The 16,996-nt window shown below is 69.2% G+C and carries 19 protein-coding genes; 7 read left to right on the top strand and 12 right to left on the bottom strand.

Annotation, left to right across the window (positions count from 1 at the left end; all coding sequences use genetic code 11):
• Positions 1-34: 34 nt before the first annotated feature.
• From ACQEVO_RS18265 to ACQEVO_RS18250, 4 genes are read left to right on the top strand one after another with little or no spacing between them, the layout of a single operon-like run.
• Positions 35-1,201 carry an acyl-CoA dehydrogenase family protein gene (locus tag ACQEVO_RS18265; RefSeq protein WP_432914827.1) on the top strand — a complete coding sequence of 389 codons (1,167 nt, stop codon included), beginning with the start codon at positions 35-37 and terminating at the stop codon, positions 1,199-1,201.
• A gap of 30 nt (positions 1,202-1,231) precedes the next feature.
• Complete coding sequence (locus tag ACQEVO_RS18260; RefSeq protein ID WP_432914825.1) at positions 1,232-2,461, top strand: acyl-CoA dehydrogenase family protein; 1,230 nt, start codon at positions 1,232-1,234, stop codon at positions 2,459-2,461.
• A gap of 32 nt (positions 2,462-2,493) precedes the next feature.
• Complete coding sequence (locus ACQEVO_RS18255; protein WP_432914823.1) at positions 2,494-3,414, top strand: LLM class F420-dependent oxidoreductase; 921 nt, start codon at positions 2,494-2,496, stop codon at positions 3,412-3,414.
• Positions 3,415-3,424: 10 nt separating this feature from the next.
• Positions 3,425-4,300 carry an SDR family NAD(P)-dependent oxidoreductase gene (locus ACQEVO_RS18250; protein ID WP_432914821.1) on the top strand — a complete coding sequence of 292 codons (876 nt, stop codon included), beginning with the start codon at positions 3,425-3,427 and terminating at the stop codon, positions 4,298-4,300.
• Between the two features lie 70 nt (positions 4,301-4,370).
• On the opposite strand, the gene ACQEVO_RS18245 is transcribed toward ACQEVO_RS18250, so the two are convergent.
• Entirely contained in the window at positions 4,371-4,829 is a 459-nt protein-coding gene (locus ACQEVO_RS18245; protein ID WP_432914819.1) for a MarR family winged helix-turn-helix transcriptional regulator, read from the bottom strand.
• Between the two features lie 104 nt (positions 4,830-4,933).
• Between ACQEVO_RS18245 and ACQEVO_RS18240 the strand changes: the two genes are divergently transcribed.
• The gene (locus tag ACQEVO_RS18240; RefSeq protein WP_432914817.1) at positions 4,934-5,539 is read left to right on the top strand and encodes a TIGR03086 family metal-binding protein; all 606 of its coding nucleotides are present in this window, start codon (positions 4,934-4,936) and stop codon (positions 5,537-5,539) included.
• Between the two features lie 34 nt (positions 5,540-5,573).
• On the opposite strand, the gene ACQEVO_RS18235 is transcribed toward ACQEVO_RS18240, so the two are convergent.
• Positions 5,574-6,332: an AraC family transcriptional regulator gene (locus tag ACQEVO_RS18235; RefSeq protein ID WP_432914815.1), complete on the bottom strand. Its 759-nt coding sequence runs from the start codon at positions 6,330-6,332 to the stop codon at positions 5,574-5,576.
• 58 nt (positions 6,333-6,390) lie between these two features.
• On the opposite strand from ACQEVO_RS18235, the gene ACQEVO_RS18230 reads away from it, so the two are divergent.
• Complete coding sequence (locus ACQEVO_RS18230; protein WP_432914813.1) at positions 6,391-7,560, top strand: MFS transporter; 1,170 nt, start codon at positions 6,391-6,393, stop codon at positions 7,558-7,560.
• A gap of 32 nt (positions 7,561-7,592) precedes the next feature.
• Here ACQEVO_RS18230 and ACQEVO_RS18225 read toward each other — a convergent pair whose 3' ends face one another.
• Positions 7,593-8,441, bottom strand: coding sequence for a helix-turn-helix transcriptional regulator (locus tag ACQEVO_RS18225; protein ID WP_432914811.1), 849 nt, complete (start codon positions 8,439-8,441; stop codon positions 7,593-7,595).
• A 139-nt stretch (positions 8,442-8,580) separates the two neighbouring features.
• On the opposite strand from ACQEVO_RS18225, the gene ACQEVO_RS18220 reads away from it, so the two are divergent.
• Positions 8,581-9,372, top strand: coding sequence for an NAD(P)H-dependent oxidoreductase (locus ACQEVO_RS18220; RefSeq protein WP_432914809.1), 792 nt, complete (start codon positions 8,581-8,583; stop codon positions 9,370-9,372).
• A 78-nt stretch (positions 9,373-9,450) separates the two neighbouring features.
• On the opposite strand, the gene ACQEVO_RS18215 is transcribed toward ACQEVO_RS18220, so the two are convergent.
• The 9 genes from ACQEVO_RS18215 to ACQEVO_RS18175 form a co-directional block, all read right to left on the bottom strand.
• Positions 9,451-9,798 carry a winged helix-turn-helix transcriptional regulator gene (locus tag ACQEVO_RS18215; RefSeq protein ID WP_432914807.1) on the bottom strand — a complete coding sequence of 116 codons (348 nt, stop codon included), beginning with the start codon at positions 9,796-9,798 and terminating at the stop codon, positions 9,451-9,453.
• Positions 9,799-9,866: 68 nt separating this feature from the next.
• Entirely contained in the window at positions 9,867-10,253 is a 387-nt protein-coding gene (locus ACQEVO_RS18210) for a hypothetical protein (RefSeq protein ID WP_432914805.1), read from the bottom strand.
• A gap of 66 nt (positions 10,254-10,319) precedes the next feature.
• On the bottom strand, positions 10,320-11,114 hold the full coding sequence (locus ACQEVO_RS18205) for an NAD(P)-dependent oxidoreductase (protein ID WP_432914803.1): 795 nt from the start codon (positions 11,112-11,114) through the stop codon (positions 10,320-10,322).
• 105 nt (positions 11,115-11,219) lie between these two features.
• Positions 11,220-12,059 carry an NAD(P)-dependent oxidoreductase gene (locus ACQEVO_RS18200; RefSeq protein ID WP_432914801.1) on the bottom strand — a complete coding sequence of 280 codons (840 nt, stop codon included), beginning with the start codon at positions 12,057-12,059 and terminating at the stop codon, positions 11,220-11,222.
• A gap of 21 nt (positions 12,060-12,080) precedes the next feature.
• Complete coding sequence (locus tag ACQEVO_RS18195) at positions 12,081-12,602, bottom strand: DoxX family protein (RefSeq protein ID WP_432914799.1); 522 nt, start codon at positions 12,600-12,602, stop codon at positions 12,081-12,083.
• 3 nt (positions 12,603-12,605) lie between these two features.
• Complete coding sequence (locus tag ACQEVO_RS18190) at positions 12,606-13,574, bottom strand: alpha/beta hydrolase (RefSeq protein ID WP_432914797.1); 969 nt, start codon at positions 13,572-13,574, stop codon at positions 12,606-12,608.
• A gap of 28 nt (positions 13,575-13,602) precedes the next feature.
• Positions 13,603-15,288: a thiolase C-terminal domain-containing protein gene (locus tag ACQEVO_RS18185; protein ID WP_432914795.1), complete on the bottom strand. Its 1,686-nt coding sequence runs from the start codon at positions 15,286-15,288 to the stop codon at positions 13,603-13,605.
• A gap of 134 nt (positions 15,289-15,422) precedes the next feature.
• Complete coding sequence (locus ACQEVO_RS18180) at positions 15,423-16,775, bottom strand: cytochrome P450 (RefSeq protein WP_432914792.1); 1,353 nt, start codon at positions 16,773-16,775, stop codon at positions 15,423-15,425.
• Between the two features lie 16 nt (positions 16,776-16,791).
• Entirely contained in the window at positions 16,792-16,986 is a 195-nt protein-coding gene (locus tag ACQEVO_RS18175; protein ID WP_432922762.1) for a ferredoxin, read from the bottom strand.
• Positions 16,987-16,996: the final 10 nt, after the last annotated feature.

The following is a 16,996-nucleotide window of genomic DNA, read 5'->3' as shown; positions in this document are numbered from 1 at the left end:
GGCGTGCCGTGCGTCAACCGGAGGACCGGAGAACATGACCCTCGATCTCACCGCTGACCAGCGGCTCTTCCAGCAGACAGCCCGGGAATTCCTGGCGGAGACCGTTCCGGTGGCGACAGTACGCGCTCTCGGCGAGGCCGAGACCGGATTCGACCGTGACTGGTGGCGCTCGGCCACCGAACTCGGCTGGACCGCCATGCTGGTGGCCGAGGAACACGGCGGCGGATCCATCTCCGGGCGGCCGCTCACCGAGTTGTCGCTGGTCGCCGGGGAACTGGGCCGGGCGTGCGCGCCGGGACCGTTCGTCACCACGAACGCGGTGCTGGCCGGGCTGGCGAGCGCCGGTGCCGGATTCGGCGACACCATCTCCGGGATCGCCGCGGGGGAACTGGTCGCCTCCTGGGCGGTCTACGAACCGGGCCGGGGGATGGAAGTGATGTATCCGGGCGCGGACGGGCACGGAGGTCCGGGTTCGGCGGACTCGAGGGTCCGCGCGGTCCCCGAGGGGGACGGGTATCTGCTCAGCGGGATCAAGGACCGTGTCGAATCCGGTGACCAGGCCGATGTGTTCCTGGTGACCGCGCAAGGCCCGGACGGTCCGGTGCAGATGGTGGTTCCGGCCGATACCGCCGGGGTGACCGTGACGCCCACCTGGACCCTGGACCTGGTCCGCCGCACCGCCCGGATCGAATTCGACCGGGTCGCCGTACCGGCCGGTGCCGTCGCGCACACCGGTGCGGAAGCCGCGGCCGCGGTGCGCGCCCAATTGCACACCGCCGCGGTGCTGACCGCCGCGGAAGTCGTGGGCGCCACCGATATGGCCGTCGAGGCGACGCTGGGCTGGCTGGCCGACCGCTTCACCTTCGGCCGTCCGCTCGCGTCCTATCAGGCCCTCAAACACCGGATGGCCGACAACAAGACCTGGCTGGAGGCCTGCCGCGCCACCGCCGCGGCCGCCGCGGCGGCCTGCGACGACGATCCGGCGACCGCGGACGAAGCCGTGAGCGTCGCGAAATCCTATGTGGGCGCGAAGGCCCCGGTGATCGGCCAGGACTGCGTGCAGTTGCACGGCGGTATCGGCGTCACCTGGGAGCACGACCTGCACCTGTACCTGCGCCGGATCGGGCTGGGGCGTGCGCTGTACGGCACGCCCGAAGAGCATCGCCGCCGGATCACCGACCTGCTCGTCGCCGCCGCGTAGCGACGGAACCCCGTGGAAGGCAGTACGACCATGACCACCGAGATGGAACCCGTCGCCGAATTCCGTGAGCGCGCCCGGATCTGGTTGCGCGAGAACCTTCCCCCGGCCCCGCCGGAACAGGGCCCGCCCGAGAGCAAAGAAGAATGGGACCGGATCCGCGAACTCCAGCGGATGCTCCACGACGGCGGCTTCGCCGGGATCTGCTTTCCGAAGGAATACGGGGGGCTCGGACTCACCCCGGAACACCAGCAGGCGTTCACCAAGGAGTCCTATCCGTACGAGATGCCGGTGCACCTGAACGTGCCGACGCTGGCCATCTGCGCGGCGACCCTGCTCGACCTGGGCACCGAGGAGCAGAAACGCGAACATCTGCCCGCGGTGCTGCGCGGCGACGAACTGCTGGTGCAGTTGCTGTCCGAACCCCGCGGCGGATCCGACCTCGCCGGGCTCACCACCCGCGCCGACCGCGACGGCGACCGGTGGATCCTCAACGGATCCAAGATCTGGAGTTCGGGCGCGTACGCCGCCGACTACGGCTTGTGCCTGGCCCGCACCAACTGGGAGGTGCCCAAACATCGCGGCCTCACCATGTTCCTGGTGCCGATCGGCGCGCCGGGCGTCACGGTGCAGCGGATCAAACAGGTCACCGGGTCCACCGAGTTCTGCCAGGAATTCTTCGACGATGTCACCCTCGGCGACGACGCGGTCGTCGGCCAGGTGGACAACGGCTGGGAGGCGGCGTCGCGGCTGCTCTACCACGAGCGATCCGCGATCGGCGGGACCTCGCCGTACACCAGCGGCGCCCGCCCGCATATGGGCGGCGAGGAGTCCCCGGTGCTGGAGATCGCCCGCAAGCTCGGCCGGCTCGACGATATCCGGGTCCGGGAGGATATCGGCGAAGCCCGGGCCATGACGGTCGTGCGTGACCAGCTGATCGCCCATATCACCCGCAGCATCATGTCCGGTGAGCTGCCACCGGCGGCCGGTTCGATCACCCGGTTGTTCAGCGCCGAGAATTCCTGGCTGCAAACCGATATGGCGGTCAAGGTCGCCGGCGCGGACGCCGCGACGCATGCGCCCGGCGACCCGCTCGACACCGCCAAGATCGGCACCGATTTCCTGTTCCGCGCCGCGTGGAGCCTGGCCGGTGGCAGTACGGAGATCGCGCGCACTGTGATCAGCGAACGGGTGCTCGGTATGCCCCGCGAGTACGCCGCCGACCGCGACGTGCCGTTCAACGAGGTGAAACGGGGCCGGTAGGTGTACCGGAACCCGACGACGCGGAGGCTTTGATGCGGTTCATCTTCCACTACCCGGAAACCGGCGGTACCGACGGCGATGTGCTCGACGCGGGTCCGCTGGGCAAGGTCGCGGTGGCGGCCGAACAGGCTGGATTCGGCGGGTTCTCGTTCAGCGAGCATCCGGCTCCCGGTGCGCGCTGGCTGGGCGCCGGGGGACATCAGACGCTGGACCCGTTCGTATCGCTGGGTTACGCCGCGGCGGTGACCGAGCGGATCAAGCTGATCACCTATCTGTCGGTGGCGCCCTATCGCAACCCCATGCTGCTGGCGAAAGCGGCGGCGACACTGGACAAACTCTCCGGCGGGCGGGCGATCCTGGGTATCGGCACCGGCTACTTGAAGGGTGAATTCCACGCCCTCGGCGTCGATTTCGACGAGCGCAACACGCTGTTCGACGAGGCGCTCGAGGTGCTGCCGCTGCACTGGAAGGGCGAGCCGTTCAGCTACACCGGCAAACATTTCAGTGCCCGCGAGGTCCAGGCCCGCCCGACCCCGGTCCAGCAACCGATCCCGATCTGGATCGGCGGCAATTCGGCCCTGAGCCGGCGCCGGGTCGCCCGCGCCGCGAACGGCTGGATCCCGATGTCGGGCGGGGCCGAACTCAGCAGTACCGCCCGCACCCCGGAACTCGGCGGTATCGAGGAACTGGGCCGCAAGATCGCCGAGATACGGGCGGCGGCCGCGGACGCCGGACGCACCGGCCATATCGACCTCGTGTACTCCTACAGTCACGCCGGTCTCACCGGACCGGGGTCCGATCCGGGCCCGCACCGGGAAGCCCTGGCGGAACTGGAGCGCGCAGGTGTCGACTGGATCGTCGTCTCCACACGCGCAGGCGTGCACGAAACTCTCGACCCGGACGCAACCTTCGATTTCCTGACGGATTTCGGTACGACCTACATCTCCCGGTAAGGACACGCGAATGGGCTGGTTCGAGCAACACGGCGGCCTGGCGGGCACGGTCGCCGTGGTGACCGGTGGCGCGGGCGGTCTGGGCCGGGCGATCGTCGAAGACCTCGCGGACAACGGCGTCCGCCCCGCCGTACTCGATATCGATCCGGCGGCCGCCGGGGAGTTGCGCACACTGCTGAGCGACAAGGGTCAGGACGCGCTCGTGCAGCACGGCGACGCCCGCGACCCCGCCGAACTGTCGGGCCTGTTCGATACCGTCCAGCAGCGCTGGGGCCGCCTCGACACCCTGGTGAACGTGGTGGGCGGCACCTTCCGCGCCCCGTTCACCGAAACCCGCCCCAAAGGCTGGGACGCGCTGTTGCGCACCAACCTGTCGCATGTGCTGCACGCCTGCCACCTGGCGGTTCCGCTCATGCGGGCCGGTGGCCGCGGCGGCAGCATCATCAATATCAGCACCATCGAAGCGCACCGCGCCGCACCGGGTTTCGCGGTGTACGCGGCGGCGAAAGCCGCGGTGGAACAGTTCGCGCGCACGCTCGCGATCGAGGTCGCGCCCGACGGAATCCGGGTCAACAACATCGCCCCCGATTTCGTCCCCACCCCGAACCTGGAACGGATCGGCACCGGCGACAACGCCATGCTGGATCCCGAAGGGGTGAAGGTCGCCATCCCCATGGGCCGCCCCGGCCGCCTGACCGATATCTCGCACTGCGCGGTCTTCCTGGCCTCGCAACTGTCGGCGTACATCACCGGCACCACCCTGCACCCCGACGGCGGAACGCACGCCTCGGCCGGCTGGTTCAACTGGCCGGCCGAAGGCTGGGCCAATCACGCGCCGCTGCGCGTGCTGCGGGCCGACGACGCGGCCCGGTCCCGGGAGAACTGATCGCGCCGCTCCGCGGCAGCGTGCTCGGGCCGCATCTGCCGTGACAGTGATTGCGGCGTTCCCGCCGTGATCAGTCCGGATCGGGAGCGTTCTCGAGCCGGTCGCGGGGGATATCGGCCAGGGTGCGCAGGGCGCTGAGGAAGGCGCGGCGGTCGGCGGTCGGGAGATGCCGGAGCACCTGCTGCTCTTCGCGGTTCTGGATCTCGGCCTGGGCTCGGGTGACGACTCGGCGGCCTTCCGTGGTGAGTTCGAGCAGCCGGGCGCGGCGGTCGGACGGGTCGGGGGTGCGGTGCAGGAGTCCGCGTTCCTGGAGGTCGTCGAGGACCGCGATGATGCGGGTCTTGTCCGCGCCGATCTCCTGGGCGAGCACACCCTGGCCGCGGGCCGGGCCCCGGCTCAGTGCGACCAGGACGCTGTAGGCCCACATGCTCAGCCCGTACGACTCGAGCACCGGGCGTTCCATGGCGATGAGCGTGCGGGTCAGCGGTGCCAGCATTGCCGCGAGGTCCGGACGGTCCGTGGATCCCATGGGCCGAATTTACCGGGCAGGGCGCTGCGCACCGTCGCCGCTGCCGGACCGGCGGAAAATAATAAGCGTGGACATATGATAAGCGAGTGCATACTATTTCCGGTATGACCAACGAGGACCTTCGCGAGCCCGACCGAACCGCCGTGCTCGCCACCGTGAAAATCGCCGAATTCGTGACCCCGGACCTGCTCGATCGCCCGACCCCCTGCGCCGCCTGGACCGTCGGTGAACTGCTGGCCCATATGGCCGCCCAGCACCGCGGTTTCGCGGCGGCCGCGCGAGGCACCGGCGGCGACCTCACGCTGTGGCAGCCACGCCCGCCCGGCCCGCACACCAGCGCGGAATACGCCGAATCCGCGGCCGAGGTGCTGGCCGCCTTCGCCCCCGCGGATGTGCCCGATCGCCCTTTCGCGCTACCCGAATTCGGACCCGACGTCACCGTGCCCGGACATCAGGCCATCGGCTTCCACCTGGTCGACTACGTCGTGCACGGCTGGGATCTCGCGCGTGCCATCGGGCAGGACTACAACCCGGAACCCGCCTGCACCGAACCGGCGCTGCGGATCGTCGAGCGGATTCCCGACGGTCCCGAGCGCGACGACCCGCACTCACCGTTCGCGCATGCGCTCCCGGAATCCGGTACCGGTCCCGCGCTCGACCGGATCCTGCGCATGCTCGGCCGCTCCCCGAATTGGCCCGAATCGCAGTGAGCGGGTAGGGCCTCCGGCCCGGCGTTCTCGTGGTTCACGGCGTGCTGCCCGACGGCTGATTGTGGAGGTGAGCGCCCGGCGTATGGCCGAATGTTCGGCGGAAGATGTCGATGAACGCACTGGCCGAGGACCAGCCGCAGCGGTGGGCCACGGTGGTGACCGGAGTCTTTTCGGCCAGCAGGATCAGCGCATGATGCAGGCGCAACTGGGTGCGCCATTGCGGAAAGGTGAGCCCGAGATCGGTGTGGAACAGTCGCGACAGCGTGCGGGCGCCGGCCCCGACCGCGCGCCCGAGTTCGGCCAGCGTGCGGGTATCGCCGGGATTGTCGATCAGCAGGTCGCACACCGCGCGCAACAGCGGCGCAGTGGGGGTGGGCAGGTACAACGGCTGCTGAGGCGACGCCCGGAGCTGATCGAGCAGTACCGCGCGCAGGCGAGCGTGTTCAGGGCTGTCGCGGAGGTCACGGGTGTAGGCGATGATCAGTTCGCGCAGCAGCGGGCCGACCGCGAGCACGGTGGGGGAGGTCAAGCCGAGTGGGTTGTCGGTGGCCGGTAGGCCCACCAGATGCAATTCCAGTTCGCCGTAGGCGCGGTGCGCGTGGACGGTACCGGCCGGCACCCAGAGGGCGTGGGTGCCGGGAGCGACCCACGTCCCGGCGCCGGTGGTGATCGAGAGCACGCCGCGACCGGCGTAGATGATCTGGTGGTCTGCATGGTGGTGGGCGCCGATCCGCTCGCCGGGGGCGAGCCGCTGGGCGCGCGTCGGCGCTACCGGCTGTGGGCGGATTTCCATTACAAGTTGGCAGTTTATCGGAAGCGCGTCACCCGCCCGGCTCGTGAACATGGAACCCGTGCGCCGAAACTCCCCGATTCTGCTGCTGTCCACCGGTCACGCCTGCGTCGATGTCTACCAGGGCACGGTGGCCGCGCTCGTACCGTTCTTCGTCGCCGAACGCGCCTACACCTACGCGGCGGTGTCGGGGATCGTGCTGGCGGCGTCGCTGCTGTCGTCGGTCGTGCAGCCGGTGTTCGGTGCGCTGACCGACCGGTGGCCGATGCCGTGGCTGCTGCCGGTGAGCACCGTGCTCGCCGGCGCGGGGATCGCGCTGAGCGGGCTGTCCGGATCGTATGCGCTCACACTGGTATTCGTGGGGATCTCGGGGATCGGGGTGGCCGCGTACCATCCCGAGGCCGCGCGGATCGCCCGGGTCGCGAGCCGGGGCAGCCACACGGCGATGGCCTATTTCGCGACGGGCGGCAATATCGGATTCGCGCTGGCGCCGCTGCTGGTCGCGGGCACGATCGCGGTCGGCGGGTTGACTTGGGCACCACTGCTGCTGATCCCGGCGCTGGCGGGCGCGATGACGACCGTTCCGGTGACCCGGGCGCTGCGACGGCACCGGGCTGCCGGTGGCACCGACCGCCCGCCCGCGGGGAGCGACGATATGCCGTCGTTCGTGCGGCTGTCGCTGGCGGTGGTGTTCCGCTCGATCGCGTTCATCGGCTCGAGTACCTTCCTCGCCCTCTTCATCGGCGACCGCATGGGCGGGAACGCGGCCGCGGGCACAGTGGCGCTGTTCGTGCTCTACCTCGGCGGCGTGCTCGGATCGGTGCTGGGAGGGCAGCTGGCCGCCCGCTGGGACCGGGTGGTCGTATCCCGCTGGTCCTACGCGCTCACCGCCGTAGCGCTCGCCGGGGTGGTGTGGATTCCGGGCCCGGCCGTCTACCTGTTCGTGGCGATGACCTCGGCCGGGCTGTATGTACCGTTCTCCCTGCAGGTCACGCTCGGCCAGGACTATCTGCCCGCGCGGCCCGGCACCGCCGGCGGGATCACTCTCGGACTCACCGTGAGTATCGGCGGTCTGGCAAGCCCCGTGCTCGGCCGCCTCGCCGACATGACGTCTCTGCAGGTCGCGCTGATGCCGCTGATAGCGATGCCCGTGCTCAGCGGGCTGCTGTTCTGTACACTGCGCGATCCCGCCACCACCCGCAGCACCGAACCGGCCCCCGCGGCGGTATGACCTCACCGCACCCGCCGTGCCGGGTGGGCGGGCTACTCGCCGGCCGGAGCGTTCGTCGTGGAATGTGCGGCACTGCTGTCCGCCCCGAGACCGGCGAGCAGGTGCAACCCGTCCTCGGTCGGACTACCGGCGGGTGCGGACAGCACCAGCAGCTCCAAGCCCGATTCGTCCGGCAAGGCGAAATTTTCCTGATGTAGTTCCAGCAGCCCGACCAGCGGATGCCGGAACGCCTTGCGTCCGTGCGTCCGGGCGCGGACATCCGCGCGCGCCCAGAGGCGGCGGAAACGTTCGCTGCCCATCGCCAGCTCGCCGATCAACGAGACCAGCTGCGGGTCGTCGGGGAATTTGCCCGCGGCCAGCCGCAGATGGCCGACCGCATCCAGCGTGCAGGTCTCCCAGTCGGCGTACAGACCGCGCTCGGATTCCTCGAGGAAGATGTGCCGGGCGGTGTTGAGGCCCGGTATCGGCCGGCCGTACAGGAGCCCGGCGAGGCGGTTGCCGGCGAGCACGTCCAGCCGGTGATTCATGATCAGCGCTGGTGCGTCGGCGACCAGGTCCAGGACGCGCAGCAGCTCCGGCCGGATCTGCCCACCCGGTGTCTTCGCGCGGCGGCGGCGCCGGCGGGCGAGCCGGTAGAGGTGCTCGCGTTCGGTCTCGTCGAGGCCCAGCACGCGGGCGAGCGCATCGAGAACCTGTTCGGAGGGCTGGGTCGCGCGGCCCTGCTCCAGGCGCACGTAATAGTCCACACTGACGCCGGACAGGTGTGCGACTTCCTCGCGGCGCAGTCCGTCGACCCGGCGGTGCCGCTCGGCAGGGATACCGACAGCCGCCGGGTCGACCCGGGAACGCCGGGTCCGCAGGAAGCCCGCGAGATCGTCCATGCCCCCAGTATGGCCACGCGGTCGCCGGCGAAGGTGGTCCTGCCGATACCAGGAAGCCCGGTCCGTGGGTAGCGCCGCCCCTGAACGGCGGGCGCCGCGGCGCCCAGGATCGAGGACATCCCGATCCGAAGGAGTTCAGATGAAGACACTGATCGTGTATGCCCACCCGGAACCGGCGTCGCTCAACGGCTCGCTGAAAGACCTCGCGGTGACCACGCTGGAGCAGGCGGGACACGAGGTGCGGGTGAGCGATCTGTACGCGATGAACTGGAAGGCGGTCGTCGACGCCGCCGACTACGGCCCCGCCGCCTCGCGGCCGCTGCAGGTCGTCCGCGATTCGGGCCGGGCCTTCGATACCGGGGCGCTCGCCCCCGAGGTCCGCGCCGAACAGGAGAAACTGCTGTGGGCCGAGACGATCATCTTCCAGTTCCCGCTGTGGTGGTACTCGATGCCCGCGATCCTCAAGGGCTGGGTGGACCGCGTATTCACCTACCACTTCGCCTACGGCGTCGGCGAGCACAGTGACACCAAGTACGGCGAACGCTACGGCGAAGGCACCCTCGCCGGCCGCAAGGCGCTGCTCTCGGTGACCATCGGCGGCCTGGAATCGCACTACGCCGCGCGCGGGATCAACGGCCCCGTCGAGGATCTGCTCTTCCCGATCCACCACGGCATCCTCTACTACCCGGGCATCGAAGTATTGCCGCCGTTCGTGTCGTACGGCGCCGACCGCATGACCGCGGCGGACTATCCGGACCTCGCCAAGGCATGGGAACGCCGTCTGCTCACCCTGGAATCCACCGAGCCGATCCCGTTCCGCCGGCAGAACTTCGGCGACTACGAAATCCCCTCGCTGCAACTGAAACGGGGCCTCGAACCCGCGGGCCGCACCGGTTTCGGTCTGCACGTACGCGGCGACCTTCGGCGGTGAGCCGCCGCGCCCTGCCGTGATGAACACCGGTGCCGTCGGTAGAAGTGTTATGAGGTGATCGGTCGGAGGCCTCGCGGCTCACCGATCGTTTTCGGAGCTCGGATGACCGGGTGCCGGCTCGGAGTTGGAGCTGTCGGCTGCTTCGCTGGCGGTACCGAGTTCTTCCGACCACAGCTGTGCCCATGCGGTGAGCGGTTGGAGGAGGTCGATGAGCTGCCGGCCGGTTTCGGTCAGTACGTATCCGGTGGCCGCTCGCGCGACGATGCGTACTTCGCCGAGTTCGTGCAGCCGGCGGGTGAGCAGGCTCGACGATATGTCGTCGCAGCGGGAGCGGAGCTCACGGAAGGTCAGTGGCTGCCGGGATCGGTGGAGTTCCCAGAGGATGCGTAGCGCCCACCGTCGGCCGAGGAGATCGAGCAGGGCCATGACCGGACGCCCGGTCGTCGATCCGCGGACCTTGTTTCCCGCCCCGGGCCTGGGCACCTCCGGCGGACTCAAGCCGATGGCCCCGCCGGCGGGGACTGTTCGAGTAGTCGGCTCATCGCGCGGATCGCCTCGCGGAGAGCGGAATACGGCCGCAGGAACAACGTGATGTGAGCCAGCTGCCCGGCTTCGTCGCGTTCTTCGTGCAGGATCCCCTGGACTTCGTCCCGGCCGACGCGCGCCCGGAACCGGTACACGTTGTCGTGGTCGAGGCTCCACCGGCGGACCGGAACGGGTTCGTCGAGCACCCGCGAGATGAGGCCGAGCATATGCCCGACGGTCGAGCGGCCCCGGTAATCGGCGACCGGACTGGAGAACACCGCATCCGGCGCCAGAGTCTCGATCAGGGGATCGGTATCGCCATCGCGCCAGGACGTGAGGACGGGGGAGTCTGTCATGCCTCTATAATAGAGGCAAGGGCAAGTGGGCATATCGCGGCCAGGGGTTACGGAAGGGCCCGCTGTTCAGGAAGGCCCGACGGCCGCGTGGATTGCGGGCGCGAGGAGGCCGAGGTCGCCGCCGAGGCGGCCGGCGAGTTCGCGGGCCACCGCTACATCCTTGCGGAGGAACTCGCCCACCGATTCGGAGAAAGCGGCGACCGAACCCTTGGCCGCGATGCTGAGCACCGCACGGCTCGAACTGCTGGCGTGGGGGAGCGCCGCGAGGACTTCCGATTCGGCCAGACCGAGTTCCCCGGCCAGCCGGACGGCTTCGGTGACCAAGCCGATCTGAGCGGCGAACAGGGCGTTGTTCACCAGCTTGACCCGCTGGCCGTTGCCGAGCGCGCCGACCGGTAGCACCGGATCCGCGTAGGCCGCCAGTACGGGCCGGGCGCGGCCGGCCGCTTCCGGACTCCCGCCGAGAAACACCGTGATCGCACCGTCGGCGATATTGTGCGGGCCGCCGCTGACCGGGGCGTCGACCACATGATGGCGGGTCGTGGCCGCGGCGATCGCGGTCGCGGTATCGGGGCTGCCGGTGGTGTGCAGGATCAGGACCGCATCGCGCGGCATCGTCTCGAGCAGACCGCTGCCGAGGCAGACCTCACGCACCTGCTCATCGGTGAAGACACAGATCACCACCGCCTCGGCATCGTGGCCGGCCTCGGCCGCGGAGCCGACGGCGGTGGCGCCGACACTGTTGATCGCTTCGCGCGCGGCGGGTTTACGCCCCACCGCCCGCACACTGTGCCCGGCCGCTACGAGGCGCCGGATCATGGGGACGCCCATCCGGCCGGCGCCGACGAATCCGATACGCACTCGGTTCTCCTTCGAATCGTGGGACGCCGGTTTTCCGCCGGCCGAGCGGGACCCGCTGGGTGCGCGTCCTCGCGATCGCCCCGGGTTGTCCGGGAATCCGCTGGTTCAGCGCGGTTTGCCCATGAGGGCGAGGGTCGCGTCGGCGGTGTCGAGCACCGCCCCGGGGGTGACACCGGCGGCCGCGGCCAGTTCGCTGATCAGCCGGACATCTTTACGCAGCAGATCACCGGCATGTTTCGCGATCTGATCCAGTGATCCGCCGCCGGCCAGGATGCGGCCCAGCGCGAAACTGTTCCCGCTGCCGTTCCCGATCACCTCGCCGAGCCGCTGCGGGCTCACCCCGAGCTGTTCGCCGAGTTCCAGCGTGCTCACCGCGGTGGCCATATGGGCGGTGAAGAGCAGATTGTTGAGGAGTTTGGTGGTCTGCCCGGCACCGACATCGCCCAGATGCACCACCGGGTTCGCGTAGGTGCCGAACACCGGCAGGCAGCGGTCCAGGGTATCGGCGTCGCCGCCGGCCATCACCAGCAACCGGCCCGCCTCGACAGCCGGGGCGCCGCCGCTCACGGGTGCGTCGATCAGTGAAATGCCTTGCTCGGCGGCTTTGCCGGCGAGGTCACGGCAGGTGTCCGGATGGACGGTGCTGTGGATCGCGATCACCGGCCGCTCGGTACGCCCGGCCGCGGAGGCGGCGAAGCCGGCGAAGATACCGTCCTCGCGTTCCAGCACCTCCCGGACGTCGGCGTCACCGACGACGCACAGGCACACCAGATCGCTGCCGGCGGCCAGCGCGGCCGGGCTCTCGGCGATCTTCGCCGCGGTATCGGCATAGGGTTCGACCGAGGCGGCGCGGCGCGCCCACAGCGTGGTCGGGTAGCCGCCTTCGACGATCCGGCGGGCCATCGGCCCGCCCTGGCTGCCCAGTCCGATGAATCCGACGCGCATATGATTTTCCCTTCGAGCAGATCAGGAGTCGGCGTTCGCCGAATCCGGTTGTCCGGCGTCGGGCCGCCAGAACACGGCCAGCAGCCCGGCCGTCGCGAGAACCCCGACGATCAGCGTGATCAGGCCGCCGGCCCAGCCGGTGATCTCGATACCGGCGGCATGATCCACCGACAGCCACCCCGGCCCGAGAATGCCGATGGCCACGCAGACCACGCCGAGCACCAGCACGTATTCGTAGCCGTCCTTCATCACGAAGAACCCGTTCTTGCGGTGCGCCAGCAGGGCGGCCACGAGCATCACCGAAACCACCGCCGCCGCGGCCAGCGGGGTGAGCAGCCCGAGGACCAGCAGAACACCCGCCCCGATCTCGGTGATCACGCTCAGCCAGGCCTGGAGTACGCCGTTGCGCAGCCCGAGGCTGCTGAACCAGCGCCCGGTGCCGGCGATCTTGCCGCCCCCGATCCAGTGGTTCACGCCGTGCGCGATCATGGTTCCTCCCACGACCAGCCGCAGCAGCAACAGTGCGATATCGGTGACGTCCATGGGTTACCTTTCCGGCGCCGCGGCGCCGCCGTCGAATTGCAGGGTGGGACCGGAGAATTCGCCGGCCTGCCGGGCGAGGAGGCATTCCTCGGCGAAGGCGAGCACGGTGAGGTGATACGCGGGCGCCGTATGGCCGAGGCTGATGTTGTGCCCGGTATTGGGTTGCCGGTGCACCACCACCCGGGGAGCGGCGGTGAACAAGGAACCTACCGCTGTCATCTCCTCCGGGTCGTTGCGCCACACCCGTTCGTGTTCGCCGAGGGTGTAGCGCACCGGGATCCGGATCCGGGGTGCGAGGCCGAGGAAATCCCGGGCGGCCCACTCGTGCAGGGCTTTCGCCTCGATCGCGGACCCGCGCGCGGCCACGGTGCCGCCGCCGAGGACGTCCTCGGGATAGAGCCGCTGCGGGCTCCAGATCAGTTTCCCGACCCCTGCCGGGCGCTTGCCCGGTGCCCGGTTCGCCCCCCACAGCAGCTCATGGGCGACCGGCTGATGCTGCCGCCCGGTTCCGGCCAGCTCCAGCCCGAGCAGGCCGGCGCCCCGGTCGTCGGCCGCCATGCGCACCGCCAGCTCGCAGCCCGCGGAATGCGCGAGCAGGAAAACGCCGCCGCCGCGCGGCAATCCGTCCAGCAGCGCGTCGATCGCGCCGTACATCAGATCCACGCGCCGCCGCGGATCCGCGAGCCGGTCGGCATAGGGCCCGGAACTCTGGAAGCCGGGCCGGTCCAGCGCCAGCACGGTGTATCCGAGTCGCTGCGCGGTGCGCATCAGCGAGAATTCCGGATGCCCCGGACAGTCGAAGTAGCGGGCATCGACCGCGCCCCCGTGCAACGCGACCACGACCGCGCGCGGTGCGGGCGCCTCGGCCAGCAATCCGGATACCGGAATCCCCTCGACCTCCGGTACCTCGGCGACCACCGGCAACGGGCCGGTGGAATCGGTGGGGGCGAGATCGGAATCGGTCAGCGTCATGAAGTACTCCGCGGCGATACCGCGCGCATCAGGATGCGCTCCGCAGCAACATCGCACCGCCCGGGGTCAGGCCGCCGCTGGAAACCACCGCGACCTTCGCGTCCCGGACCTGGCGTTCCCCGGCCGTCCCGCGCAGCTGGACGATCGCCTCGTGCAACAACCCCATTCCGTGGGTGCGTCCGTGCGACAGCTGCCCGCCGTGGGTGTTCAGCGGCAGGATGCCGTCGCGGGCGATGTTCTTCCCGCCGTCCAGGAAATCCTTGGCCTCCCCGATCTTGCAGAAGCCCAGGGCTTCGATCCAGGACAGGCAGTTGATGGTGAACCCGTCGTAGAGCTGCGCCACATCCACATCGTCGGGCCGCAGATCGGTACGGGTCCACAGGTGGGCGGCCGGGCCGAGTACCTGCGGTTCGTGGGTGACGGTGCTCTGATCCCATTCGATCCGCTCGACGATCTGGGTGCCCACGGCCGCCACCTCGATCCCGGGCACCGGCAGGTCGGCCGCCGCATCGCGGGCGGAGACGATCACCGCGACCGCGCCGTCGCACGGCACATCGCAGTCGTAGAGACCGAACGGCGTGGTGATCGGGCGCGCGGTCAGGTAGTCGTCCATGGTCATCGGGTCGCGATAGACCGCGCTCGGGTTCAATGCGGCGTTCGCGCGCTGGTTCAGCGCGATCCAGCCCAGTGTTTCGCGGGTGGTGCCGTAATCGTGGAAATGCCGCTGTGCTTTCTGCGCCAGCGTATGCGCGGCCGAGGTGGAGCCGAACGGATGCATCCAGCTGCTGGTGCGGCCACCGCCGGACACCTCGATCGTGCCGCGTTTCATCAGCTCGTTGAAGGTGGCTTCCCAGACCGTCCGGAAGCACAGCACATGCCTGGCGAGCCCGGCGTGCACGGCGAGCATGGCCGCGATCACCGACCCGCCGGGCCCGAAGGTCTCGATACCGCCGTTGTGCCAGGTCGGCCGGATACCGAGCGCCGCTTCGAGCGCGGTGACACCGCCCTCACCGAAACCGCCCAGGTTGCCACCGCCCGGATACGAGGACAGGCCGTCGATATCGTCGAGCGTCAGCCCGGCATCGGCCACCGCGCGCTCGCAGGCGTCCACGGTGAGTTCCAGTGGCGGCCGCATGAGCCGCCGCCCGATATCCGACATCCCGATACCGGTGAGGACCACACTGTCCTCGAACTTCTCGCGCCGCAGCATCGGCGCCACCCGCTGTCCGAAGTCGGCGGGCGCGATCTCGTCGACCGGCAGCGGCGCCGGTTCCGGTTGCTGCGCGGCCGGCCGGAACAACGGCAGCCAGACGTCGTCGTCCTGCTGGAACACCACCTCGAGCCGCATACCGAGGACGAGGGCGTCCGGGTCGCAGTCGACGATATTGGTGGTGAGCCGGACGCGCGGATCGTCCTCGAGTGCCACCGTCGCCACCACGTACGGCGGCGGCAGGCCCGGCAGCGCGAAACGGTGGTTGACCGTGAAGGAGGCAAGCGTCGCAGTCCCCGACACCACGCGCGGGCCCAGATCGCGACCCCGGCAGTACCGGCAGATCGGCTGCGGCGGATGGATCAGCGCCGAACACGCCCGGCACTCCTGGATTCGCAGCTGCCCGTCGGCGCCGGAGGTCCAGAAGAATTCGGTGTCCAGGGACAGCAGGGGGAGCGGTCGCCCGGAGCGGGGTGCCGGATCGTCACCGGTCGTCGATGCCATATCGCCTCCTCGTGCCGCCGGCCGGTGCCCGTCCGGCGACCTCTGTGTCAGTATTCCGCGCCCGCGGCGGGTGGCCGGTCGCCACCCGCCGCGGGACGGGAATCCGTTGTGGTCTGCCTCGATCCGCGTTGTTCCTAGATCTGCGCCGCGTCTTTCCGGATGGTGACCGGTTCGGCCAGACGCTGTTCGTCGCAGACCGTCTGCAGTTTCTCGAGGGTTTCGTCCAGCCCCGGCCCGAGCGGTTCACCCGGGGTGAACGTGGCCGGGAGATGGCGCATCCCCTGGATCACCGCGATCGTCTCGTAGTGCACCGTTTCGTCCGGGATACACCGGAAATCCGGGATGCGGTCCAGCACCGCCAGCAGCATCCGCTTGTACACCGCCCGGGCCACATTGGATCCGATACAGCGGTGGATGCCGAGCCCGAAACTGAAGTGCCGGTTGCCTTTGCGGTCCAGTACGACCGAATCGGGCTGTTCGAACACCGCCGGGTCGCGGTTGGCCATCGCCCAGGACAGCCACAGCCGTTCCCCTTCGGCGAAGCGCGCACCCGCCAGTTCGACATCGGCATTGAGGGTTCGGCCGTCACCGGGCGCGGGTGTGAAATAGCGGAGGAATTCCTCGGTCGCCGAATCCAGTAGTTCGTCGCGTTCGCGGCTGAGCATATCGCGTTCGGCGGGATGCTCGGACAACCATTCCAGTGAATGCGCGGTAAGTGCGGTGGTCGTATCGAATCCGCCACCGATCAAAAGCCCGAGCATGCCCAGGATCTCGATATCGGACAGCGGTTGCCCGCCGAGCGTCGCTTCGGTGGCCAGCGCGTGGATCAGGCCCGGCCGCGGGTGCTCCCGGATCTCGACGAGGTTGGTGTACATATCCAGGCCCATGTCCTGGTGCAGTTTGTGCACCCGCTCGTATTCCGGGGAGTCGGGTGGTGTGTAGACCGTGGCGTGTGCGGGTTCGCTGTAGACCGCCCAGTTGCGCAACGGAATTCCCAGCATGGCCAGGGTCAGGACCGCGGGCACGATATTGGCCAGATCATCGACGAAATCGATCCGGCCGGTGGCGATCTTCTCGTCCAGTGCCGCCCGCACGAGCTCGTCGACGAACGGAATCCACCGTTGTACCGCGGCGGGCGACAGATAGGGGTTGAGCACCGAACGTAATTCGCGATGCTCGGGGTCGTCCATTTCCAGGATGCCGTTGCGGATGGCGGCCTGGTTGGTCGACGGGATGGTGATGCCCTGGTACCCGCGCCGTACGCCCTCGACATCACGGTCGTTGGAAACGTACGGGCAGCGGGCCAGTTCGAAGACTTCCCGGTTGCCCGCCGCCACCCAGTAACCGTCGTGGTGGTCGGTCCAGGCGATCGGGCAGTGCTGATGCATATGCTCGGTGATCGCCTGGAACGATTCCCGGTATCCGGGTGCGTACCGGTCGAAATCGAGCTGGGGACGGCGACGGTCGGTGGGATCGGTGGCGGACATCGGATGCCCCCTCGTATTACTCGGTGAGCGAGATGGCGCGCTCGGGGCACGAATGCACGGCTTCGCGCACCTGGTCCTCTTGGTCGTTGGCTACATTCTCGTCCACCGGCGACGAATGGCCGTCGATTTCGCTGAGCTCGAACGCTTTCGGCGCGATCATCGCGCAGAGCGTATGACCCTGGCAGCGTTCCTGATCGACATGGACCTTCACGGTTGTCACT

Origin of the sequence: Nocardia sp. CA-290969, assembly GCF_050936135.1 — a bacterium.
Classification (GTDB): Bacteria; Actinomycetota; Actinomycetes; order Mycobacteriales; family Mycobacteriaceae; genus Nocardia.
Note: the sequence above shows the minus strand (reverse complement) of the source record. Positions and strands in the feature narration are given on the sequence as shown.